This window comes from Kribbella soli (assembly GCF_004331345.1).
Lineage (GTDB): Bacteria > Actinomycetota > Actinomycetes > Propionibacteriales > Kribbellaceae > Kribbella > Kribbella soli.
The window spans coordinates 1,006,360-1,027,553 of sequence record NZ_SJJZ01000002.1; the positions used below are offsets into that span (position 1 = coordinate 1,006,360).

The window sequence follows — 21,194 nt, forward strand, 5'->3', positions numbered from 1 at the left end:
GCGGTCTCCTCAGGTAGCGATGTCCGGATACGGTAGCGCGTGCTGCTGCAGCGCCCGCCCGTACGCCTTCTGGTACTCGAGCGGCCCGTGGTCACGCTCGAACATCGCAATGAACAACGTCAGCGTCAGGAACGGATGCGCCCCCAGCTCGAACAACCTGACGTGGTCATGCTCCCGCAGCGCCGCACGCTCCTCGTCGGTGAAGACGAGCCACGTGGACTTCTCCGCGACCACACAGTTCAGCACCTGGTTGGCCAGCTCGCGCTCCCACCACTCGACTGTCCCCGCCGCGTCCGTGCGGTATCGCTCGACCAGCTGCGGATCCCGGTCGACGGTGTAGAGGAACTTGTTCAGCAAGTACTTGCTCATGCCGGCACTCCGTTCGGGTACCAGGTGAAGTACGCCTCCATGGTGTGGAACAGGTCGAGCGAGTCCACGTGATCAGCCTTCGCCCCAGCTCCCGCGACGCCCATCATCAACATGAAGTCCATGAAGCCGTGCGTTGCGTTGCCCGGGAGATGCAGGCTGTCGAGCGTCACCTCGGCCAGGCACCCGTCGAGATCGCCGCTCGCGATCCAGTCCACCGCCTTGCGGTCGAACTCCGGGTCCGGTCCGTGTGCGCCGAACTGCCGCGGCCCGCCGAGCTCAAGCGACAGGTGCCCGGTGCCGATGATCGCGACCCGCTTGTCGATCGGCCATGACTCCACCAGCTGCCGGATCGTCTGTCCGAGTTCGACGAACCGTCCCGGTCGCGGCAGCGGCGGCGCGAAGATGTTGGTGTAGATCGGCACGATCGGCAGATCCGCCTCCGGGCGGAGCGTGATGATCGGGCAGGTGATGCTGTGGTCGATCCGCAGTTCGTTGCTGAAGGCAAGGTCGAACCCGGCGTCCAGCCCGTTCCGCAGGATGTGCCCGGCGAGCTGCTCGTCCCCGGCCAGCCGCATCCGCGGGAGCCCGAACTCGCGTTCTTCGTTGTACCAGTTCGCGTCGAAGTACGGCGCCTTGCCGACCAGGAACTGCGGCATGTTGTCCAGCCACAGCTGGTGGAAGTGATCGCTGCCGACCATCACCAGGATGTCCGGGCGCGCCTTCGTCAGGGTCTCCCGGAAGGCCTCGATCTTCGCCACCCACGCGTCGGCGAACGGCGGGCGATCGGCGCCTGTCGCGGTACTGGCCCGGTAGTAGAACGGATGGTGTGTGGAGGCGATCACCGCTGCGACTGTGGCCATGTGGTGCTCCTTCAGGTTTCCGGATCGACGTACACGGCATTGCGGTCGACAGTCAGGTAGGCGTCCATCCCGATCGGCCGGCGGCGTTCCTCGGCGATCTGGCCGAGCAGCCCGGCAGCCCTGGCCAGCAAGGCGAATCCACGCAACAGCTCGACCGGCAGCCCGAGGTCGGCCAGCGCGGCGCCGCACACGCCGGCGCCGTTCAGCGGGAGCTTGCGACCCAGCACCTGCTCGTGCACCCGCCCGATCGCCTGGAACAGCTTGAGGTGCGGGCCTTCCAGACCTTCCTCGCGGGCGATCCCGATCAGTACCGGAGTCCGCGGGTCCTGCACCTTGTGCACCGGATGACCGAGCCCCGGGATGAACTTCCCCTGAACCCCGCGGACAACCTCGAGCGCGAACTCGTCCCACCCGGCCTCATCAGTCGGCAGGTCGTGTCGTTCCAGAGCCTCATGCAAGAACATTCCGCAGTCCTCGGTCACACCGAGAAAGCGCGATCCCCCGCCCAGCAGACCGGCGGCGAGCGCGCCCTGGAGCGAGTCCGGTGCGGACAAGTACGTCAGCCGCGCCGCGATCGCCGTCGGCGTGAACCCGTGATCCGCCAGCGCGACCAGCACTGCCTCGAACACCCGCGTCTCGGACGGCGTGGGCCGGCGCAGGGCGACGAGCCAGAACGCGAGCTCGCCGAAGCCGACCTTGCCCATCAGATCGGCGGTGAGGTCCTGCCCGAGCAGCCGGATCTCGTCGGCCGTCGACGTACCGAGCGAGGTCGGGAAGGACGGCACAGCAGGTTCGGTGCTCATTCGGACAACCACTTCCTCAACTCGGCGCCGTGTTCGTCCAGCTCGGGCGGCGGCAGGCGGTACGACGCTGCACTGTCGGAGAACGTGATCGGGTTGCGGACCGTCGGGATCTCGCCGACCGTCACCACCGGGTCCAGCCCGATGTCCTCGGCGAACGCCACCCCACCGTCGACGGTGTTGATCGGCCCGCACGGCACCCCGGCCGCGATGATGTCCCGGAACCATTCCAGCTTCGTCCGCGTCATCAACCGCGCCACGAGCAACGGCCGCAATTCGTCGCGATGCGCGGTCCGCTTCTCGTTCCGGTCGAACCGCGGATCGTCGGCCAGCTCCGGTACGCCGAGAACCTCCACCAGCTTGCGGAACTGCCCGTTGTTCCCGGCCGTGATGATGAGGTCCCCGTCCGCGCACGGCAGCGGCTCGTACGGAAACAGGCTCGGATGGCTGTTCCCCATCCGCAGCGGTACGACGCCACCCGCGACGTACGCGCTCGACTGGTTCACCAGCCCGGACAGCGCCGACGACAGCAGGTTCACCTCGACGTGCTGACCGCGCCCGGTCTCGTGCCGCAGGTTGAGGGCGGACAGCACCCCGATCGTCGCGTGCAGTCCGGCCATCACGTCGAACACCGAGATGCCGGCTCGGAACGGTTCGCCCTCTGGAGCGCCGGTCAGACTCATCAGTCCGGAGATCGCCTGCACGATCAGGTCGTACCCGGGCAACTCGGCGCCGCCCGGCCCCGACCCGAAGCCGCTGATCGACGCGTAGATCAGCCCCGGGTTGCCCTCGGCAACGGTCTCGTAGTCGAGCCCGAAGCGCGCCAGCCCGGCCGGCCGGAAGTTCTCCACCAGCACGTCCGCGCGCCGCGCCAGTTCCTGCGCCGCCACCAGGTCCGCCGGGTCCTTCAGGTCGAGTGCGATCGACCGCTTGTTCCGGTTCACGGCGAGGTAGTACGTCGAGATGCCGTCGCGGACCGGCGGCTGCCAGGACCGGGTGTCGTCACCGCCGGGCGACTCGACCTTGACCACGTCGGCCCCGAGGTCGGCGAGCAGCATGGTCGCGTACGGACCGGCCAGGATCCGCGAGAAGTCGGCCACCAGCAGCCCGGACAGCGGACCTTTCACACGACCTCCCGGCAGCATTCGCGGACAACTGTCCGCACCCTCCGACCGCCTCAGTGTCAATCGTTCAGGAACCGCCTGTCAACCGCTCGTCGCGAACCCTTGACACCGCTCACCGACGCTCAGATAGTGAGCCTGACCGCCCCGTTGACCGTCATACGGACGTATGTCCGGGCAACTCCTTGGAGGCATCGATGACCACAGTGCTGTTGCAGGGCGGGACCGTGCTGACAATGGACGACCAGCACACGGTCGTCGCGGACGGCGACGTACTGATCGACGGCGACCGGATCGCGGCCGTCGGGCAACAGGGCCAACGGCTCGACGTACCCGAAGGAACCCAGGTCGTCGACGCGTCCGGCGGCATCGTGATGCCGGGCATGATCGACACCCACCGGCACATGTGGCAGACCGCGATGCGCGCGTACGGCGCCGACTGGACGCTCACGCAGTACTTCGTCTGGTACTACCTCGAGCACGGCAAGATCTTCCGGCCGGAGGACATCCACGCGGGCAACCTGACGTCTGCGTGGGAGTCCCTGGAGGCCGGCGTCACGACCACAGTCGACTGGTCGCACGGGCTGCAGAGCGTCGACCACGCCGAGGCCGCTGCGGACGCGTTGCGCGCCGTACCCGGGCGGTTCGTTCTTGCCTACGGCAACATCCAGGCCGGGCCGTGGGAGTGGACCGCAGACCCGTCGGTCCGCGCGTTCCTCGAACGGCTGCGGGACGACGGGCAGCTCGGACTGCAACTCGCGTTCGACGTGACCGGTGATCCGGCGTTCCCGGAGCGGGGAGCGTTCGAGGTCGCGCGCGAGCTCGGGGTCGGCGTCACCACCCATGCCGGTGTCTGGGGTGCGACCAACGACAACGGCATCAAGCTGATGCACGAGAACGGCTTCATGACGCCGCAGAACATCTACGTCCACGCGGCCACCCTCACCACGGACTCGTACCAACGGATCGCCGCGACCGGTGGCTCGATCTCGGTCTCCACCGAGTCCGAGCAGAGCGCCGGCCAGGGCTATCCGCCGACCTGGCAGGTACGCCGCCACAACATTCCGGTGTCGCTCTCGATGGACACCAGCGTGTGGTGGAGCGGCGACCTGTTCAGCGCGATGCGCACCACGCTCGGCGCGGACCGCGCTCGCGAACACCTGGAGGCGCACATGAAGGGCGCCACCGTGACGCACAGCCACCTGCGGGCCGAACACGTCGTCGACTGGGCGACCCGCGGCGGCGCCCGGGCGCTCGGCCGCGACGACCTCGGCAGCCTCGAACCCGGCAAGAAGGCCGACGTGATCCTGATCAAGAACGACGCGTCACCGGTGTCGTTCCCGCTGATCAACCCGTACGGCCAGGTCGCGTTCCAGGCCCAGCGCGGTGACGTGCACACGGTGATCGTCGACGGCCGCGTGGTCAAGCACAACCACCAGTTGGTCGATTGCGACCTGCCCGCCGTACGACGGGAGGTCGAGGCGACCGTCGACCACCTGCGGTCCGCGCTCGGCGAGGAAGCTTGGCGGAGCGGGATGAACCCGGAGCTGCCCGAGGGCGAGGTACTCGACAACCCGTACCAGTACACGGCGTACAAGTCCGACTCGACCCGCGAGGCCCGTGGCACCATCTTCGGTGAGCCGTAGTCAACCAACAGGAGGACGTTAGATGGCAGGCCGTGGTGCAGGTCCGGACTTCGTCGAGTCACTGGCTCGTGGGCTGGACGTGCTCGCCTGCTTCGACGTGGACCATCGCACGATGTCGCTCACCGAGGTCGCGGCCGCGGCCGGCCTGGCCCGGCCGACCGCCCGCCGGCTCCTGCTGACCCTGGAGGAGCTCGGCTTCGTCCGCACCACTGGCGGCGCGTTCCAGCTCACGCCCAAGGTGCTGACGCTCGGCATGGCGTACGTCGGTTCGCTCGGCCTGTGGGACATCGCGAAGCCGCACCTCGAGGGCCTCGTCGCACGCACCGGCGAATCCTCGTCGATGGCGCAGCTCGACGGCTCGGACATCGTGTACGTCGCCCGCGTGTCGGTACCGAAGCTGATCGCGTTGCGGGTCGACATCGGCACCCGGTTCCCGGCCGCGCAGACATCCCAGGGCAAGGTGCTGCTCTCGGCGCTCTCCCCCGACGCGCTCGTCGAGGTTCTCGCGCAGCCGAGCCGCGCCGGACTCCCGCCGTACATCGGCCGGACCGCGGACCAACTGCGGGACGAACTGACCGAGATCCGGGCGCGCGGCTGGGCGTTGGCCGACGAGGAGCTCGCGCCGGGCGTTCGCTCGGTCGCGGCACCGGTGCGCGACGGCACCGGTACTGTGCGGGCCGCGATGAACGTGACCGTGCACGCCGCCGAGACCTCGGTCGACACGCTGCTGCACGACCATCTGCCGTTGTTGCTGCGTTCGGCGGGTGACGTCAGCGCGGAGTGGGCGCTCTGGCAGTCTCGCCCGCACGTCGAGTCCGACCAGCGGAACGAGACATCCGCCTGACCCCGTGCCGTCGCCGCCCTCCGGGCGGGGTGGGGAAGGATGGGCTGCATGACTGTTCTCGACTCGCCCATCCCCCGGTTCCATCTCGCGATGCCGGTCGACGACCTGGACGCGGCGCGGCACTTCTACGGCGAGGTGCTCGGCCTCGAACAGGGCCGCAGCTCCGACACCTGGATCGACTGGAATCTGCGCGGCCACCAGTTCGTCACCCACGTCGCGCCCGAGCGCGCGCAGCGGATCCACAACCCGGTCGACGGTCACGACGTACCGGTGCCGCACTTCGGGCTGATCCTGACGGTCGACGAGTTCCAGACCTTCGCCGAGCGGTTGCAGGCGGCCGGCACCGAGTTCGTCATCGAGCCGTACGTGCGGTTCCAGGGCCAGACCGGTGAGCAGTGGACGATGTTCTTCCTCGACCCGGCCGGGAACGCTCTGGAGTTCAAGGCGTTCGCGGACGACTCCCAGGTGTTCGCCGCCTGAGGCAGCGACTCCAGGATGTGAGCCTAGGGCGTGACCCAGCCGGTCAGGATCGTCGTACCGGACTGCGTCGTGCAGACAAGACGGTAGGGAATGTTCGGCGGCGGGCCGAGAACGAAGAAACCGAGTTCGTCGATCTCGGCGGTCGCCAGCTTGCCGCCGTCGCCGCGGGCCGTGACCGTACCGACCTCGGGCGGGTCGAGCTGGCCCAGGACCGCGTCCGGCGTCAGCTCGAGCTCGACCGTCCAGCCGTCCGAGGCGAACGTGAGGGAACGCAAGATCGCGCTCTCCGAGCGGATCGCCAGCGCGTCCAGCGGATCCTGTGCGGAGTCGTAGGTGAGCGCCGCCAGTTCGGCGTCGATGGTCCGCCATGCGAAAGCCGCCTTGCCGGCTTCGACGAAGGCGGACGGAACTTCGTCCGCGGACGCCAATGCGTCCCGTAGGGCTTCGATCAGCTTCTCGTCGTCGTGCCAGTCCGGATCCATCACGGTTCTCTCACCCCCTCGTCCTGTCATCGGGTCCGTCCGCCGCCAGCCGTGCCAGCGCGGGAGTCTGTCGTAGCCGGGTCAGGCAGCGGGCCCGGCTCGGGCCGATACTGCCGATCGGCACCTGCAGCCGCCGGCTGATCTCGTCGTACGGCGCCGGCGGGTCCTGCATCAGCAGCCCGAGCAGGACCTGGCAGCGCCGCGAGAGTTCCGCGAACGCGGTGCGCAGGATCGTCTTGCGTTCGTGCCGCAGTACTTCTTCCTCGGCGATCGCCTGTTCGGGGACGTCGGGCGCCTGGACGAAGTCCACCGGTTCGACCCGGCTGGTCGCGCGGATCAGCCGAAAGCACTCGCGCTGGGTCGTGGTCGCGATCCAGCCCGGCAACGCGGCCGGCTCGCGCAGACCGGGCAGATGCTCGACCAGCCGCAGCCACACGCTCTGTCCGACGTCATCGATATCCGGTTGCGCCAGGCGGCACCGCCGGCACACGGAATAGACGAGCGGCGCATACCGCTCCACCAGCTCGTCCCACGCATTCTTCTCGCCGTCCCTGGCCCTGGTGACCAGGTCGACGACTGTCGGATCGTCCCGCACGCCGTCCCCCTTTCTTCACCGGACCGCTCAGTTCTGCCTCTTACTGGTACAGAGCAATCCGGACGACTGCTGATACATCAGGCCCCCAGAGCAACAAACGAACGGCCGGCGGCATCGGCCACCGGATCACCTCGCGTCTCCACGCGCGCCGCCGCGAACGCTGCCGCGAGCGACTGACCTGCCTGCAGGTTCTCGTGCACCGCGAGCATCAAGGGAGCGGTTGCCGGGTCGTTCACCGGTACGACGCTCGCGAGAATGCCGGCCGCGCCCAACGGGATCAGGCTGCTGCTCAACCCGAGCAGTTCGTCCGCGCCGACCGGCTTCGCCAGCCCGGAATCGCAACTCGACAACACCATCCGGTACGGCGCCCTGCGCAGCCGCTCGAAGTCGTACACGGTCAGCGGCCCGTCGTCGAGCCGCAACGACGAGAACAGCGGACTGTCCGAGCGGAACGTGCCGTGCGCCGCGATGTGTGCGATCCAGGCACCGTCGAGTTCCCGCAATACCTTCTCCGCGGTCGCGTCGCCGTCCGCCAGCACGGTCGCGTCCGGGTACTGCTTCGCCAGCTGCATGACCTCGGCGCGGCCCGCCGACAAACCCGGCCCGAGCACCAGCACGACGCGCCGATCCGACGGCGGTCGCACCTGCCGCGCGCGCAGCCAGGTCGCCGCCGACGGCACCACGTTCACGGCCCGATCAGCCAACGCCGGCACCAGCCCCCAAGGCAACGCATGCAACCTGCCCGGCGGCACCATCACCACCGGCCGATCCCCCAGCAACTCCTGCGCAGCCCCAAGGATCGCGTCCCCCAACCGCGCACCCAGCACGTCGAGCGAAGGCCCCAGTTGCGCGCCCCCCGCGGCCCCGCCCTGCGCTCGACCGCCGGGCCGACCATGAGCCAGCCGGCGCAGGCGGAATCGCGACCGCTCGACCTCCAGCGCCGCCGCAGCCAGCGGACCGACCTCATGCTTCGTGATCCGCCCGTCCCGCACCACCACCGCGTGCAGCACACCGCCGACCTCGACCAGCTCGACGAGCACGGTCTCGCCGAGCGCCGCGACCAACTCGTCGACATCGAACCGACGCGCGCCACCACCCATCGCGCCGCCCTGGGCGCGCAGTGCTCGATCGCGGACCGCCTTCTCGAGGCGCCGGCGTTCCTTGTCGAGCGACGGGTCGGGCGACCCGTCCAACCGCCGTACGACGTCCCGCAACGCCGCGAGCTCGCCGACGAGTTGCTCGTCGTCCGGCGGCCGCACCGGCGGCACCCCGAGCGCCGTAGCCCGCCACCGCTCGCCCCAACTCAGCAAGCGCCGCGGATCGTCGCGCCGTAACGCGTCCCGCAGCGCGAGCTCCGCCAACTCGGCGCCGTGACCGGTCGCCAACGCCCGCAGCTCGGTCGCACCCATCGCCAGCCGATGCTCGTCCAACGCATCCAGCCCGCGAGCGCACGCCGACAACATCCCCCGCATCTCACCACGCGCCTCGGCCCGCAGCGCCTTCCCCAACCACGCCGCACTCCGGGCGATCGGCGGCGCGTCCTTGCTGTGCCGTCCGGCCAACTCCAATTGACGATCCGCCGCCCGAGCCCGCCCCTCGGCCAACGCCAACCGCCCCGCCAACAGATGCGCAGCCGAGGCCTCGGACGCACCCAACGCATCCAGCCGACCAGCGACCGCACTCACGCGTCGAAGTAACCGCTCCCCGCGTTCTCCCGACTGATACCGCGCCTCCAGCAGCACCATCGACGAACGCACCGCCCACCACTGCCTGTGCTGCGCCGAGAACAACCGCCGTGCCCGATCAGCCCGCTCCCGTGCCGCGGCCGGATCTCCTGCCGCCAACGCAGCAGTTGCCGCCGCGAACCACAGCTCCCCGCGCTTGGTCGCCGTACCGACCTCAGCCGCGATGGCCTGATCCATCTCGGCCAGCGCCTCTGTGCTGAGCCCGGCGGCGAGCAGTACGCCGCACCTGTCAATCGCGAGGTCCGGCCACACCACACCGACTGCGGCGAACCGCCGGCCGGCTTCGTCCAGGTACCGCAAGGCCGCGGGCAGATCGCCCCGCGAGTACGCGACCAATCCGCGATTCTGCCGGGCCTCGGCGTACTCGAACTCCTGCCCGGTCGCAGCGTACAACTTCTCCGCGACCGCGAAATCCGCATCCGCCCGCTTCGTACCGCCCAAAGCAAGTTGGATGAATCCGCGATAGTTTCGCGAGCGCGCCTCCCAGACCTGATCGCCCGACCGCCGCAACCGCGTGATCGCCGACCGCAGATCGTCGAGCGCCTCGCGATGCCGCCCGAGCACCAGCAGTACGTCGGCGCGCCGTACCAGCACGCGCCCGGTCAGCGCACCGCGGCTGAGGTCGACCGCACGATCGAGCCGCGCCAAACCCTCCCGGCTCCGGCCCGCCCGGCCGAGCGTTGCGCCCAACGTGGCAAGGACATCCGCCTGCCGCTCGGACCGCCCGGACTGCTCGGCCAACCGCAGCGCGGTGCGCAACTCGCGAACCGCTGAGGTGACGTCGCCGAGCTGCCGCAGACCGATGCCCCAGGCCTGGTGCGCGATCGACGCCTCGACCGTCGCCGGCGCACCGGCCAGCAGCGTCCGCGCCGACGCGATCGCGTCGTGCGGACGCGACAATGCAAGAGGCAGTAAATTTTCTACTGCCTCGGCACTCCCCCCTGCCATCGGCATGCTGGAATGATATCGGTCATTTCGACTTCTCAGGGGGGACGTAAGGAAATGGAAAATCAAACGACCGAACGAAAGTACATTGCTCAGATCGAGCTGATTCTGGAGGCATTCAGGGGTCAGGTCGCGGTGTTTCCGGAGGACTGGGAGAAGCGGCCGGAGGGGGCCGACTACCTGTACCGCACCGGAGTGGTTTTGGTCCGCGACAAGGACGTTCCGCGCGTCGTCGAGCTCTTCCAGGGTGGCCGCCCGGACGAGGGCGGGATCGGCGGCGTCACCCGGCTGCTGCTGCCGGACCGCGTGCCGCCCGAAGCGCCGGAAGACCGTTCGCTCACCCAACGATTCCTCAAGTACGCCGACCTGCGGCTCGGACGCGGTGTGGCCACACCGGAACACCTGTTCTACGTGACGCCGAGCGTCAGCCCGTGCCCGGCGACCGAGCCCGAGGAGATGACGCCCGGCGCTCCGCCGGCGCCGCTGCTGCCCACGCCGTACCTGTCCGCGGGCGCCGCGGACGGGCGCGGAGTGAAGGTCGTCGTACTCGATGTGGGTTGGTCCGACGCGCCCGCGGCGTACTGGCTGGCCGGGGTGACCGGCGATCCGGAGAACGCGTTCGACGGGTCCGGGCGGATCCGGCCGTACGCCGGTCACGGGACCTTCATCGCCGGTGTCATGCGGGCGATCGCGCCCAACGTGGAGATCGTGGTCAAGAGCTACTTCACCGCGGCCGGTGCGATGTGGGAGTTCGATCTCGCGCAGGCACTCGACGAGATTCTCGATCTGGCGCCCGACATCATCAGCCTGTCGGCGGGCACCAGGACGCGGTTCGACCTGGCGCCGCTCGCTCTGGACGTCTTCGTCCAGACCCGGCTGAACCGCGTCAACGGCCTCACGCTGGTCGCCGCGGCAGGCAACGAGTCGACCAGGGACTATTTCTGGCCGGCCGCGTTCCCGGAGGCCGTCGGCGTCGGGGCGCTGGCGGACAACGGGCGGGACCGGGCGTGGTTCAGCAACTTCGGTGGCTGGGTCGACGTCTACGCACCGGGCGAGCACCTGGTGAACGCGTTCCTGACCGGCGACTACGAGTGCACCGAACCGCCGAACACCGGCCAGCTGCGCTCGTTCGCGGGCATGGCCCGGTGGAGCGGTACGTCGTTCGCGACGCCGCTCGTGGCCGGTCTGATCGCCGGCCGGATGTCGGTCACCGGTGAGAGCGCCAAGCAGGCCGCGGACGCGCTCCTCGCGTTCGCACTCACGCAGCCCGAGCCGGGCACCGGGCCGGTCCTGCGAGCCGGCGACGCGCTCGCGTCACTCGGCCAGAACTGAGCAACGCGCCAACGCGGTGCGGATGTTCGGCCTGACCGCCCGGACCTTCGCACCGCGTCAGCTCCCCCTCTTGCGTGCCCTCGTGCCGCCCTCCCCCCTGCAGCGGCCTGAAGGCTCTCCCCCACTTCTGCGGAGTCACCCTCGGTGCGGGTTGATACACCCCGTTATCAAGAAAGTTTTCAACGGCTCGGCGGCTGCGGCTGCTCACAAAGGAACGGCGCCCGGTGACCGCCGGAGTGGTAGTTGTACTGCTTCCCGCCGGCCTCGAGGACCGTCCGGTTCCCCGGCACCAGCGCCTGGGTGTAGTGCATCCCCGGCTCCGGGCAGCCGAGGCTGCCGTCGGGCCAGGTGACGTCCTCGGAGCTGACGACGGTCACCTGTGCCGCATCGACTCCCAGCCGCTTGGTGAGGTCAGCCTTGGCTTGGTCGACCACACTCCCACCCGGGCTCGCCGGCTCGGAACTACTGCTACTACTGCCGCTGCTGCTCGGCGTCATCGACGGTTGTCCTCCAGTCACCGATTCGTTGCCACACGCAACCAGAAGTACGGCTGCCGCGAGCACGGTCGTCACACTGCGCATCATGATCACCTCCCACAGTAGACGTCGCCCCCGGCCGGTTCGTTGCAGACCTTTTGTTCAAGTTCCGTTTGCCGTCCGTCAGCCGTCGGCGTGAAGGATCGCGACAACGTCCCGTCCAAGGAGTCAGCCATGTCTGTCGATCGTCGTTCCGTCCTCCGAGGTGCCGCCGTCGGCGCCGCCGGAGTCGGCTTCACCACCGTCGGCGCCGTACCGACGCTCGCCGAGGCCGCACCGGCCTCGCACGGCGACCGCTCGCCGTTCCCGCAGCACAAGCCCTTCCCGCCGCTGCTCGACGACCCGAAGGGCCTCCTCGCGCTGCCGGCCGGATTCAAGTACAAGGTCGTCACCCAGGCCGGTGAGACCAAGCTGACGAGTGGCCAGGTCACGCCGAACGCGCACGACGGCACCGCGGTCTTCAGCACCGGGAACAAGTACCGGCTGATCCAGAACCACGAGATCAGTGCCGACGGCCCGCTCGGCGTACCGCAGATCGAGGGCACCGTGTACGACACCGGCGTCGGCGCGGCCGGCGGCTGCACCGTCATCGACGTCGACAAGGACGGCACCAACCGCGGCGAGTGGGTCGGCATCTCCGGCACCCTGACGAACTGCGCCGGCGGCCCGACGCCGTGGGGCACCTGGATGACCTGCGAGGAGACCGAGAACAAGGCCAACGGCACCACCCGGCTGAAGGACCACGGGTACGTCTTCGAGGTCTGGGGCGACGGGAAGACCGCGCACCCGGTGCCGCTGAAGGCCCTCGGCCGGTACGCCCACGAGGCGCTCGCGATCGACGAGGACCGGACCCACATCTACCTGTCCGAGGACGCCTCCGGCCCGAACGGCACCTTCTACCGCTGGTCGGCGCCGCGCGGCTACAAGCTCGGCCCGCGCAGCTGGCAGGACCTGCAGAACAAGGACTTCGGCACCCTCGAGGCGCTGGCCATCCTCGGTGACGACGGCAAGCCGATCCCGGATGTCGCGTACCTGACGTCAGCTCAGCTGCTCCGCCCGTTCCGGGTCGCGTGGGTTCCGGTTCCGGACCGCGACGGCGCCACGACCTCGGTGCGCAAGCAGTTCACCGACGGCCAGATCACCCGCGGCAAGAAGTTCGAGGGCGTCTACGGCACCAAGCAGGGCGTGTACGTCGTGAACTCGTACGCCGAGTCCGGCACCGCCGACCTGCCCGCCGACGCGGTCCCGCACGACGGCATGGTCTGGTTCTACAACTACGACGCCAAGACCATCCAGCTGGTCACGTACTTCCCGGAGAACGCCGCCGCGAACTCCGTCGAGTCGAAGTTCCAGGACCTCAACTTCGACGGCCCGGACAACGTCACCGTGACGCCGTGGGGCTCGCTGATCCTCGCCGAGGACGGTCAGGCCAGCAGCCACGTGCTGAGCGCGACGCCGGGCGGCCCGACGTACGCCATCGCCCGGAACATGCTGAACGACTCCGAGTTCACCGGCCCGACGTTCTCCGCCGACGGCAAGGTGCTCTTCGTCAACATCCAGACGCCGGGCATCACGCTGGCCATCACCGGCCCGTGGCGCGACTACCTCGGCTGAGTGCTCCCAAGAGCGTGAGCGATCGGTCGTCCGGACCCATACGCACCTCGTTCATCAAGTAGGAGTAGGCGGTCTCGCGACCCGGCCAGGCACCGTGTCGCGAGCCGCCCGCCCCGGCGTGACCGAAGGCGTCGGGCTGGTCGCCCATCCGCCCGTCACCGGTCTGCAGTTCGTAGCCGGCGCCGTACGCCATCGGGGTTCCCCAGGTCGGCTCGGCGCCACGCCGGAGCTCGCGCCGGCCCAGCTCGACGGTCGCCGGCGTCAGGACGCGGACGCCGTCCACCTCGCCCAGCATCGACGCGTAGAAACGCGCCATCCCGCGCGCCGTCGCGTAGCCGCCGACCGCGGCCAGTCCGGCGGTGCGGTACTCGACGCTGTTCCAGATCTTCTCCGAGCCCGGGATCCACAGCGGGTTCGGCCGGTTCAGCTCAGTCCACGGCCCGTCGACGAGGACGCCGTCCGGCGCGATCATCGCCGCCGCCCGCCAGTGCAGCTCCTCCGGCAGGCCGATCCACACCTCGAGCCCGATTGCTTGAGCGAATTCCTCGGCGAAGAAGCGGCTGACGGTCCGTCCGTCCACTCGCCGTACCAGCTCGTCCAGCAGCCAGCCCCACGTCACCGCGTGGTACATGAACCCGGCGCGGGGATCGGACGCCGGCGCCTGCGCGGCCAGGTGCGCCGCCATCGCGTCGTGGTCGTACAGGTCGGCGTACCCGGCCTCGACCCACGGCAGCCGGGCCTGGTGGGACAGGACCTGCGCGATCGTCGTACGTTCCTTGCCCTCGGCACCGAACTCGGGCCAGTAGCGGCTAAGCGGATCGTCCAGTTGCAGCCGGCCGCGCTGCGCCAGCAGCAGGATGCACGCGCTGGTGAGGCCCTTGGTCCCGGAGAACATCAGATGCACCGTGTCGCGATCCCACGCCCGGCCGGTCTCCGGGTCGGCCGTACCGCCCCACAGATCGACCACCAACTCGCCCCGGTGGTACGCCGCGAACGCCGCGCCCAGCTCGCCGCGCTCGGTGAAGTTCCGCTCGAACGCCTCGGCGACGTCCTCGTATCCCGCTGCTGTCCACATGGAATCAGATAGTACCGATCGTTCTTAAGTTGGTCCAGCTCGGTATGGTGGAACGTGGAGGTGGTGGCCCGATGCCGGTCAAGGCTGGGGAACGGCTGGATCCCGAGGCGACGAAGGCCCGGATCCTGAAGGCGGCGGCGGACGTGTTCGGCCGGCGCGGGATCCATGCGGCCGGGATCAACGAGGTCGTCGAGGCGGCCGGCGCATCCAAACTCACCATCTACAAGAACTTCGGCTCCAAGGAAGGGCTGGTCGAGGCGGTTCTCACCGACCGCACGCAGCGGGTCCGGGCGTGGCACCACCAGGCCGTCGAGCAGGCCGGCGGGAACGCGAGAGAGCGCATTCTCGTGGTCTTCGACCTGGTAGCGAGCTGGTACGCCGAAGCCGGGTTCCGCGGCTGCGCGATGATGAACGCGGCCACCGAGGACCGCGGTCAGGAGGGCGCGCCGCGACGGCTCGCGCAGGACCATCTCGCCTTCTACCGCTCGCTTTTCGAGCGACTGCTGAGCGAGGCCGGGGCGCGTGACCCGAAGGCATCCGCGCGGCAACTGGTCGTCGTACTGGAAGGTGCCACGCTGATCAGCGCGGTGGACCAGGATCCCGGCCTGGGCGCGGAGGCGCGGGTCATCGTGGAGACACTGCTCGACGCGGCATTCTGAGCAGTACGACGACACACGCGAGTCCCGCTCCGGCTGCCACCAGAAACGCCGCGCGGAACCCGGCCTGCTCGGCGACGAATCCGCCGAGCGGGCCCGCGACCATCACCCCGAGATCCCAGAACGACGTCATCACCCCCATCGACACCCCGGGCCGCAAACCCCGCACCCGGTCCAACGTCATCGAGACACAGGCCGGGTAGACCAACGCCAGCCCGAGACCGGCCAGCGCGGTGGAGATTGTTGCGCCGACCGGCCCGTTCGCGAGAGCGATCCCGACCAGCGCGACGATCTCCACGGCGACGGTCGAGGCCGCGACCACGCGTCCGCCGTACCGATCGACCAACGGACTCCCGGCAAACCGCACCACCAGGAAGGCCGCCGCAAACACCGCCAGCGCGACATTGTCGACGCCGATCGCGCCGGCCCGCAACCGCAGTACGAGCAACGCAGCGACCGTGCCGTAGCAGTAAGCCGCCAGCCCAATAATTGCCCCCGGCAACGGGACCCCGCGTGGCACCAGGTTCCGGATCCGCACCAACGGCTCACCCCGACCCGGATCACGCCGCGTCGTCAGCACCAGCACGGCCGACGCGGCAGACAGGGCAACGACCGCCCACCAAACCCCGTCTCCAACAAGAGTCCCGAGCAGCGGGCCGGCGGCGAGGCCGCCCCACATCGACAAACCGAACCAGCCCGCCAACCGACCACGCTGGGCCACCCGCGTACCCGCCAGAACCCAGGGCAAGGCGGCTGAGAAGAGCGCCGCCTCACCCGCGCCCATCACGAGGCGAGCGAGCAGCAACACACCCAAGTTCGGCGCCAAAAGTTGCCCGAGGCCCCCAAGAGCCGCCAGTACTCCCCCGGCGATGACCACCGGCCGCGACCAGCCCGCATCGGCCAGCCACCCCGCGAACGGCCGGCCGCAGGCGGTCGCGAGGAACGCAATCCCGACCGCGGTCCCACTCGCCAACGCCCCACCGCCAAACCTCTCCGGCACGTACGACGGCAAGGCTTGCAAGGCCGCCCCAAACGCCAGATACCCACACAGCACCGCCACCCACAACCGCCGCACCGGAACCATCACCCGAAGATAGTACCGCTCGTTACCATCTCCTCGCACGCGCGCACCCTGCGCTCCTCGAACCCGACCTTGAGCACTCACCAACCATTTTCAGCACCGTCATTTGGTTGACCGGCACCCAAGGTCGCCGCTCCGTGGTTGGCCGGAGCCCAAAGTCGCGCCGCCCCGCCGGCGCCGCGGGTGTTATCTGGGTTGGTCGAGGAGGACGATTTCGCAGTTGTAGTGCTGGGAGGCTGTCATGTGGCCGCGGAACCAGAGGAGCGGTACACGGTTCGGGTCGCCGGGGGCGACGATCGGGCGGAGATTGTCGGCGGTCGAGTTCTCGGTGACCGGTGTCCACGTCCACGTGGTCCCGGCGTCCGTCGTACGGGCGTGGAAGATCTCGTGGTGCTTCAGCGCAGTGCCGTCGCGTGGGTCGATCGGGGTCGAGACGTAGAGCGAGTCGAGGTCGTACGGGTCGATCGCGACCAGGCCGGTGTAGTCGTTCTCGTGCGGCAGGAGACCGTGGCCGGCTTTGGCCAGTTGATGCACCTGCCAGGTGCCGCCCGGAGCGAGACGTGCGTAGAAGAAGCGGTGATCCGGCACCGGGTGGTCGCGCGCGAAAGCGCTCTCTGACGTTTCCGGGGTGTCGTGACGGGCGAGCAGGATCGCCGCGAGGGTGCCGTCGTCGGCGCGGCGGATGTCGACGGTCCAGCAGTGCGTCATCGGTTCGCCGTCCCAGACCGAGTCCGCGGCGAGGACCGTGGTCAGCTCCACCTGCGACGGCGCGTCGGCGTCCAGCGCGATCTCGTCCACCACGGTCCCGTCGGTCCGGTGCAGCGCGCCGGCCTCCAGGTACCCGTGGTAGATCGAGTTGTTGTAGTCGCGCGGATGATGATCCGTCGTGATCAGATCCACGCGCGTCGGCGTGGAGACGTAACGGGTGTAGCCGTTGACATAGCCGATCTTCGGGCGGGTGAAGAGCTTCCCGGCGTACGTCCAGGTATCACCCTCGTCGTCCGACACCAGTGCGCACGGGTCGTCGTTGACCGCTCGCGCGAAGCAGTACAGCCGGCCGTCGAGTTCGTGCAGGTTCGAGTACGTGACACCGCGACCGCCGGTGAACTCACTCCAGTCGAACGACTGCTCCGGGCCCCACTTCCGCGGATCGCCCGGCTCGCTCACCCGCCACCGCGTCAGGTTGTCGGTCTTGTGCTTCGTGTACACGGCCAGCCAGCGCCCGTCGCTGCGTCGCCACAACGCCGGCACATCATGGTCGTCGGCCTCGAACCGCTCATGCAGTACGACGACCTCCGCCGAACCGGTGCGCAACTCCACCACGGTCAGCTCGACATTGCCGGCCCGTGCGTCTCCCCCGGGCCCCTCCGGAGCCGCGATCGACCCGACGACGAGCACCCCGCCCTCCGGAGCCACCACCGCCCGCTCATCCTGGAACCAGCACCAAGCACCGTTGTCGTTGATCACCCGAGCCGCATCCATGGCCACCCAGTGTGGCAGGGAACCTGGTGCATGGGTAAGCGCTTGCCAGCATGTGGTCAGCTGAGACGACGGCTCCCCGCATCGCGAGCGGTGCGAGGATCGGGAGTATGCCGATCGACCAGCACCTTCTGCTCGCGTTTCTGCTGACCACGACGATCGCGATGATCACGCCCGGACCGGACATGCTGTTCATCCTCGGCTGCGGGATGCGCAGCGGGCCGCGGGCCGGTCTGCTGGCGACGGCCGGCGTGGCGACGAGTGAGGCGGTCCATGTCGCGGTGGCCGCGGCCGGGTTGGCCGCGTTGTTCGCGGCGGTGCCGGTCGCGTTCACCGCGGTCCGGATCGTCGGCGCGGCATACCTCGTCTATCTCGGCGTGCAGATGATCCGGCACCGCAACGACGCCGTCGACGACGGGCCGGCCGGCGACGCCGCGATGTCCGGACGGAAGGCGTACCTGACCGGACTGACCACGAACCTGCTGAACCCGAAGATGGTCACGTTCACGATCGCGTTCCTGCCGCAGTTCGTGGTGCCGGCCCGGGGGCAGGTGTGGCTGCAGTTCGCGATCCTCGGGGCGATCCTGATCGTGCTGGAGTTCCTGGTCGACGGGACGGTCGGCCTGCTGGCCGGGCGGATCGGGAACTGGCTGCGCACCCGCCGTACCGCCCGGCGCCGGATCGACACCGCCACCGGCGGCATCTTCATCGGACTCGGCGTCCGCCTCGCACTCCTGCGTTAGACCAAGCTGACCTAGACCAGGCTGAAGCCGCCGACCCAGGAGGCCTTCTCGCCGACGGCGAGGGTGAGCTGGAGGAAGCCGGTGGCTTCGAGCTCGCGGGCGCGCTTGAGCGAGCCGGCGTCGACCGCCTTCAGGCCACCGGCGGAGACGATGCCGCCCAGCAGCGCCTTGGCGTCCGCGTCGTCACCCGCGATCAGAACAGTCGTCGGGGCTTCCCCGACGTTCCCGGTCGCGACGGTGGCGGCGAAGTTGGTGTTGAAGGCCTTCAGCACCGTGGAGTCCGGGAGCTGCGCGGCCAGTTCGGCGGCCGCGGAACCGTCCGCGGGAACCACCAGCGAGTCGAAGGTCTCGAAGTTCAGCGGGTTGCTGATGTCGACGACGATCTTGCCGGCCAACTGGTCGGCCCGGTCGGCGAGCACCTGGTCGTAGGCCGGGTACGGCGTCGCGAGGATCACGACCTCACCGGTGACCGGCTTGTCCTTGTCGGTGGAGTTGAACAGCTCGACCGTGTTGCCGCCCTTGGCCACGACGGCCGCGATCGCCTGTCCCATGTTCCCGCTGCCGATGATGCTGACGTGCGTCATGTTCTCGCTCCCTTTGGTTGTACCTTCAACCATCACGATAGCGCTATTCAGTTGTAGCTACAACCATGTGTGGCAGAATGTTTCCCGTGAGCACACGGTGGCTGGACGACGCGGAGATGACGGCCTGGGTACGGCTGGCCGCCGTACTCGAGCTGCTGCCCGGTGTCCTCGACTCGCAGTTGCGACGGGACGCCGAACTGACGCACTACGAGTACTACGTGATGGCGATGCTGTCCGAGGCGCCGAAACGGACGTTGCGGATGACCGCGCTGGCGCGGCGGACGAACGCCACGCTCCCCCGGCTGTCGCACGTGGTGAAGCGCCTCGAGGACCGCGGGATCGTCGAGCGGTTTCCGTGCCCGGAGGACGCCCGCGCCACCAACGCGCGACTGACCGCGGCCGGCTGGAAGAAGATCCGCGCGACCGCGCCCGGCCATGTCGAGACGGTCCGGCAGCACGTGATCGACGTACTCACGCCCGAGCAGATCACCCAGCTCGCCGAGATCACCGGCGCGATCCTCGAATCGGTCGATCCCGAGGGCAACCTCAGCGCAGGGTCCTCAGTCACCCTCTGAGATCCAGCAGCACCTTCGACGCGACGGTGCGGTCGGTCGCGAGGTCGAACGCGGCGCGCGCCTCGTCGAGCGGGAACGTGTGCGTGACGATCGGATCGACGTACAGCCCGCCGGCCAGCCACGCGATCGCGGTGTCGAACTCGTGGTCGAACCGGAACGCACCGGTCAGCGTGAGCTCGCGGGTCATCAGCAGGCTCCCGGGGAACGCCGTGTCGCCCCCTGGCAACGATCCGACCTGTACGACGGTGCCGCCCCGGCGTACCCGCTCCAGACAGGTCCGCAACCCACCCGCCGTCCCCGACGCCTCGATCGCGACGTCGATCTCGTCCGGCCAATCCGCCGCGCCGACCTGGATGGTCTGCGTCGCCCCGACCTCACGCGCCAGCGCCAGCGGGGCCTCTTGCAGATCGGTCGCAATCACCTCGCTCGCACCCGACTGCCGCAGCGCCGCGACGACGAGCAGCCCGATCGGTCCCGCGCCGGTGACGAGCACCCGCTTGCCGTCCACAGCACCTTCGCCGGCCTGCCGTACGGCGTGGATCGCGACAGACAGCGGCTCCGCGAGTACGGCGGTCCGCAACGCCAGGTCGTCCGGCAGCACCCGCACCTGGTCGGCCCGGACGATCAGCTCCTGCACGAACCCGCCCTGGATGTGCGGGTCCCGCGCCGCACTCCCGAGATAGTTGCTGTAGGCACAGATGTTCCGCTGGTCCTGGAGGCATTCCGGGCAGGAGCCGCACGGTGTCGCCGGGTGGATCCCGACCGGCGTACCGACGGGCAGGTCGCCTGCGCTGATCCGCCCGACCACCTCGTGCCCGAGCACCAGCGGCTGCCGGATCCGGAAGTCCCCCACCCCGCCGTCGTGGAAGTAGTGCAGGTCCGACCCGCAGATCCCGCCGTACGCGATCCGCACCGCGACCTGCCCCACGCCCGGATCGACCTCCGGACGCTCCTCGACCCGCAGATCCCCCGCACCATGCGCCACACACGCGTACACGTGCCCACCACCTCTGCTCTCGACGTCCGTCGACAATAACCATGTATCGCAGCGGCATGTTCAGGCCTCCGTCCGTGTAGGGGAGGAACTGTCATGAGCAACACAGTTGGGCCACAGCGGAAGCGGACCACCGCCGTACGGCGGTCCACGCGGCGCCTGATCGTCGCCATCAACATCACCGAGGCTGTCGTCGCCCTGATCTGTCTCGTCGCGGCGTACGGCCTGGCGGAGCGGCTCGTCGCGGCGCAGGAGACCGCCGGACCGCACCGGGTCGCCAGCCAGTCGGTCGCGCACCTCGCGATCACGCTGAACATGAGTCTGCTGATCGTCGGCGCGGCCGCCGGGGCGGTCGGCAGCGTGATCCAGCAGAGTATGGCGTTCGCTCGCAACGCCGCGCCGGATCATCCGGTCGCGTGGTACATCATGCGGCCGCTGTGGTCCGCCCTGCTCGGCTCGGTCTCGGTGATCGCGGTCAATACCGGTCTGCTCAGCATCGGCGACGACAGCACGTCCAGCGCCGCGATCGCCGTACTCGTGCTGACCGGCTGCCTGGCCGGCCTGTTCACCGACCAGGTCCTGCGCCGCCTCCGCCGCATGCTCGACCGCGGTGCACGTCCACGCACCAGCTAGGACCA

General features: G+C 69.2%; 22 protein-coding genes. 9 read left to right on the forward strand and 13 right to left on the reverse strand.

All coding sequences use genetic code 11. The annotated features are described in order from the left end of the window. Positions 1 to 9 precede the first annotated feature (9 nt). Genes E0H45_RS18955 through E0H45_RS18970 form a run of 4 tightly spaced genes read right to left on the reverse strand, consistent with a single transcriptional unit; the run spans position 10 to position 3,156 of the window. Positions 10 to 369, reverse strand: coding sequence for a hypothetical protein (locus E0H45_RS18955; protein WP_131339014.1), 360 nt, complete (start codon positions 367 to 369; stop codon positions 10 to 12). Further along, the gene (locus E0H45_RS18960) at positions 366 to 1,229 is read right to left on the reverse strand and encodes a DODA-type extradiol aromatic ring-opening family dioxygenase (RefSeq protein WP_131339016.1); all 864 of its coding nucleotides are present in this window, start codon (positions 1,227 to 1,229) and stop codon (positions 366 to 368) included. The genes E0H45_RS18955 and E0H45_RS18960 overlap by 4 nt, the downstream gene beginning before the upstream one ends. 11 nt (positions 1,230 to 1,240) lie before the next feature. Beyond that, positions 1,241 to 2,032, reverse strand: coding sequence for a citryl-CoA lyase (locus E0H45_RS18965; protein WP_131339018.1), 792 nt, complete (start codon positions 2,030 to 2,032; stop codon positions 1,241 to 1,243). After that, entirely contained in the window at positions 2,029 to 3,156 is a 1,128-nt protein-coding gene (locus E0H45_RS18970) for a CaiB/BaiF CoA transferase family protein (RefSeq protein ID WP_238155090.1), read from the reverse strand. Before E0H45_RS18970 ends, E0H45_RS18965 begins: the two co-directional genes overlap by 4 nt. Positions 3,157 to 3,347: 191 nt before the next feature. Between E0H45_RS18970 and E0H45_RS18975 the strand changes: the two genes are divergently transcribed. From E0H45_RS18975 to E0H45_RS18985, 3 genes are read left to right on the forward strand one after another with little or no spacing between them, the layout of a single operon-like run. Then, positions 3,348 to 4,796: an amidohydrolase family protein gene (locus E0H45_RS18975; RefSeq protein ID WP_131339022.1), complete on the forward strand. Its 1,449-nt coding sequence runs from the start codon at positions 3,348 to 3,350 to the stop codon at positions 4,794 to 4,796. A 22-nt stretch (positions 4,797 to 4,818) separates the two neighbouring features. Further along, positions 4,819 to 5,640 carry an IclR family transcriptional regulator domain-containing protein gene (locus E0H45_RS18980; RefSeq protein ID WP_131339024.1) on the forward strand — a complete coding sequence of 274 codons (822 nt, stop codon included), beginning with the start codon at positions 4,819 to 4,821 and terminating at the stop codon, positions 5,638 to 5,640. 48 nt (positions 5,641 to 5,688) lie between these two features. Continuing rightward, entirely contained in the window at positions 5,689 to 6,120 is a 432-nt protein-coding gene (locus E0H45_RS18985; protein ID WP_131339026.1) for a VOC family protein, read from the forward strand. A 23-nt stretch (positions 6,121 to 6,143) separates the two neighbouring features. Here the strand turns inward: E0H45_RS18985 and E0H45_RS18990 are convergent, their stop codons facing one another. The 3 genes from E0H45_RS18990 to E0H45_RS19000 form a co-directional block, all read right to left on the reverse strand. Beyond that, the gene (locus E0H45_RS18990) at positions 6,144 to 6,605 is read right to left on the reverse strand and encodes a hypothetical protein (RefSeq protein ID WP_131339028.1); all 462 of its coding nucleotides are present in this window, start codon (positions 6,603 to 6,605) and stop codon (positions 6,144 to 6,146) included. Positions 6,606 to 6,612: 7 nt separating this feature from the next. Then, positions 6,613 to 7,197, reverse strand: a complete 585-nt coding sequence (locus E0H45_RS18995; RefSeq protein WP_131339030.1) for an RNA polymerase sigma factor — start codon at positions 7,195 to 7,197, stop codon at positions 6,613 to 6,615. A gap of 77 nt (positions 7,198 to 7,274) precedes the next feature. Then, positions 7,275 to 9,842 carry a CHAT domain-containing protein gene (locus E0H45_RS19000; protein WP_202872394.1) on the reverse strand — a complete coding sequence of 856 codons (2,568 nt, stop codon included), beginning with the start codon at positions 9,840 to 9,842 and terminating at the stop codon, positions 7,275 to 7,277. A gap of 102 nt (positions 9,843 to 9,944) precedes the next feature. Between E0H45_RS19000 and E0H45_RS19005 the strand changes: the two genes are divergently transcribed. Beyond that, the gene (locus E0H45_RS19005) at positions 9,945 to 11,219 is read left to right on the forward strand and encodes a S8 family peptidase (protein WP_165546513.1); all 1,275 of its coding nucleotides are present in this window, start codon (positions 9,945 to 9,947) and stop codon (positions 11,217 to 11,219) included. Between the two features lie 179 nt (positions 11,220 to 11,398). Here E0H45_RS19005 and E0H45_RS19010 read toward each other — a convergent pair whose 3' ends face one another. Continuing rightward, complete coding sequence (locus E0H45_RS19010) at positions 11,399 to 11,803, reverse strand: hypothetical protein (RefSeq protein ID WP_131339033.1); 405 nt, start codon at positions 11,801 to 11,803, stop codon at positions 11,399 to 11,401. Positions 11,804 to 11,929: 126 nt separating this feature from the next. Here E0H45_RS19010 and E0H45_RS19015 point away from each other — a divergent pair, with 126 nt between their 5' ends. Beyond that, entirely contained in the window at positions 11,930 to 13,369 is a 1,440-nt protein-coding gene (locus tag E0H45_RS19015) for an alkaline phosphatase PhoX (protein ID WP_131339035.1), read from the forward strand. On the opposite strand, the gene E0H45_RS19020 is transcribed toward E0H45_RS19015, so the two are convergent. Continuing rightward, entirely contained in the window at positions 13,338 to 14,444 is a 1,107-nt protein-coding gene (locus E0H45_RS19020; protein WP_131339037.1) for a serine hydrolase domain-containing protein, read from the reverse strand. The genes E0H45_RS19015 and E0H45_RS19020 overlap by 32 nt on opposite strands. Before the next feature lie 71 nt (positions 14,445 to 14,515). Here E0H45_RS19020 and E0H45_RS19025 point away from each other — a divergent pair, with 71 nt between their 5' ends. After that, a complete protein-coding gene (locus E0H45_RS19025) occupies positions 14,516 to 15,103 on the forward strand; it encodes a TetR/AcrR family transcriptional regulator (protein ID WP_165546514.1) in 588 nt (195 codons plus the stop codon). On the opposite strand, the gene E0H45_RS19030 is transcribed toward E0H45_RS19025, so the two are convergent. Both E0H45_RS19030 and E0H45_RS19035 read right to left on the reverse strand, forming a co-directional pair. Further along, positions 15,069 to 16,184 carry an MFS transporter gene (locus E0H45_RS19030; protein WP_238155175.1) on the reverse strand — a complete coding sequence of 372 codons (1,116 nt, stop codon included), beginning with the start codon at positions 16,182 to 16,184 and terminating at the stop codon, positions 15,069 to 15,071. The genes E0H45_RS19025 and E0H45_RS19030 overlap by 35 nt on opposite strands. A gap of 183 nt (positions 16,185 to 16,367) precedes the next feature. After that, complete coding sequence (locus E0H45_RS19035) at positions 16,368 to 17,663, reverse strand: BNR-4 repeat-containing protein (protein WP_131339042.1); 1,296 nt, start codon at positions 17,661 to 17,663, stop codon at positions 16,368 to 16,370. Positions 17,664 to 17,770: 107 nt separating this feature from the next. Between E0H45_RS19035 and E0H45_RS19040 the strand changes: the two genes are divergently transcribed. After that, on the forward strand, positions 17,771 to 18,403 hold the full coding sequence (locus E0H45_RS19040; protein ID WP_131339044.1) for a LysE family translocator: 633 nt from the start codon (positions 17,771 to 17,773) through the stop codon (positions 18,401 to 18,403). An 11-nt stretch (positions 18,404 to 18,414) separates the two neighbouring features. Here the strand turns inward: E0H45_RS19040 and E0H45_RS19045 are convergent, their stop codons facing one another. Next, the gene (locus E0H45_RS19045; RefSeq protein WP_131339046.1) at positions 18,415 to 18,987 is read right to left on the reverse strand and encodes an NADPH-dependent F420 reductase; all 573 of its coding nucleotides are present in this window, start codon (positions 18,985 to 18,987) and stop codon (positions 18,415 to 18,417) included. Positions 18,988 to 19,073: 86 nt separating this feature from the next. On the opposite strand from E0H45_RS19045, the gene E0H45_RS19050 reads away from it, so the two are divergent. Beyond that, on the forward strand, positions 19,074 to 19,562 hold the full coding sequence (locus E0H45_RS19050) for a MarR family winged helix-turn-helix transcriptional regulator (protein WP_202872395.1): 489 nt from the start codon (positions 19,074 to 19,076) through the stop codon (positions 19,560 to 19,562). Here the strand turns inward: E0H45_RS19050 and E0H45_RS19055 are convergent. After that, positions 19,552 to 20,559 (reverse strand): L-idonate 5-dehydrogenase, encoded by a 1,008-nt coding sequence (locus E0H45_RS19055; RefSeq protein WP_131339048.1) that lies wholly within the window; start codon positions 20,557 to 20,559, stop codon positions 19,552 to 19,554. The genes E0H45_RS19050 and E0H45_RS19055 overlap by 11 nt on opposite strands. A gap of 93 nt (positions 20,560 to 20,652) precedes the next feature. Here E0H45_RS19055 and E0H45_RS19060 point away from each other — a divergent pair, with 93 nt between their 5' ends. After that, complete coding sequence (locus tag E0H45_RS19060; RefSeq protein WP_131339050.1) at positions 20,653 to 21,189, forward strand: hypothetical protein; 537 nt, start codon at positions 20,653 to 20,655, stop codon at positions 21,187 to 21,189. Positions 21,190 to 21,194: the final 5 nt, after the last annotated feature.

Bases quoted from the DNA above. Each gene is read 5' to 3' on its own strand.
- E0H45_RS18955 (WP_131339014.1), bottom strand. From the start codon at position 369: ATGAGCAAGTACTTGCTGAACAAGTTCCTCTACACCGTCGACCGGGAT.
- E0H45_RS18960 (WP_131339016.1), bottom strand. From the start codon at position 1,229: ATGGCCACAGTCGCAGCGGTGATCGCCTCCACACACCATCCGTTCTAC.
- E0H45_RS18965 (WP_131339018.1), bottom strand. From the start codon at position 2,032: ATGAGCACCGAACCTGCTGTGCCGTCCTTCCCGACCTCGCTCGGTACG.
- E0H45_RS18975 (WP_131339022.1), top strand. From the start codon at position 3,348: ATGACCACAGTGCTGTTGCAGGGCGGGACCGTGCTGACAATGGACGAC.
- E0H45_RS18980 (WP_131339024.1), top strand. From the start codon at position 4,819: ATGGCAGGCCGTGGTGCAGGTCCGGACTTCGTCGAGTCACTGGCTCGT.
- E0H45_RS18985 (WP_131339026.1), top strand. From the start codon at position 5,689: ATGACTGTTCTCGACTCGCCCATCCCCCGGTTCCATCTCGCGATGCCG.
- E0H45_RS19005 (WP_165546513.1), top strand. From the start codon at position 9,945: ATGGAAAATCAAACGACCGAACGAAAGTACATTGCTCAGATCGAGCTG.
- E0H45_RS19010 (WP_131339033.1), bottom strand. From the start codon at position 11,803: ATGATGCGCAGTGTGACGACCGTGCTCGCGGCAGCCGTACTTCTGGTT.
- E0H45_RS19015 (WP_131339035.1), top strand. From the start codon at position 11,930: ATGTCTGTCGATCGTCGTTCCGTCCTCCGAGGTGCCGCCGTCGGCGCC.
- E0H45_RS19020 (WP_131339037.1), bottom strand. From the start codon at position 14,444: ATGTGGACAGCAGCGGGATACGAGGACGTCGCCGAGGCGTTCGAGCGG.
- E0H45_RS19025 (WP_165546514.1), top strand. From the start codon at position 14,516: ATGCCGGTCAAGGCTGGGGAACGGCTGGATCCCGAGGCGACGAAGGCC.
- E0H45_RS19030 (WP_238155175.1), bottom strand. From the start codon at position 16,184: ATGGTTCCGGTGCGGCGGTTGTGGGTGGCGGTGCTGTGTGGGTATCTG.
- E0H45_RS19035 (WP_131339042.1), bottom strand. From the start codon at position 17,663: ATGGATGCGGCTCGGGTGATCAACGACAACGGTGCTTGGTGCTGGTTC.
- E0H45_RS19040 (WP_131339044.1), top strand. From the start codon at position 17,771: ATGCCGATCGACCAGCACCTTCTGCTCGCGTTTCTGCTGACCACGACG.
- E0H45_RS19045 (WP_131339046.1), bottom strand. From the start codon at position 18,987: ATGACGCACGTCAGCATCATCGGCAGCGGGAACATGGGACAGGCGATC.
- E0H45_RS19060 (WP_131339050.1), top strand. From the start codon at position 20,653: ATGAGCAACACAGTTGGGCCACAGCGGAAGCGGACCACCGCCGTACGG.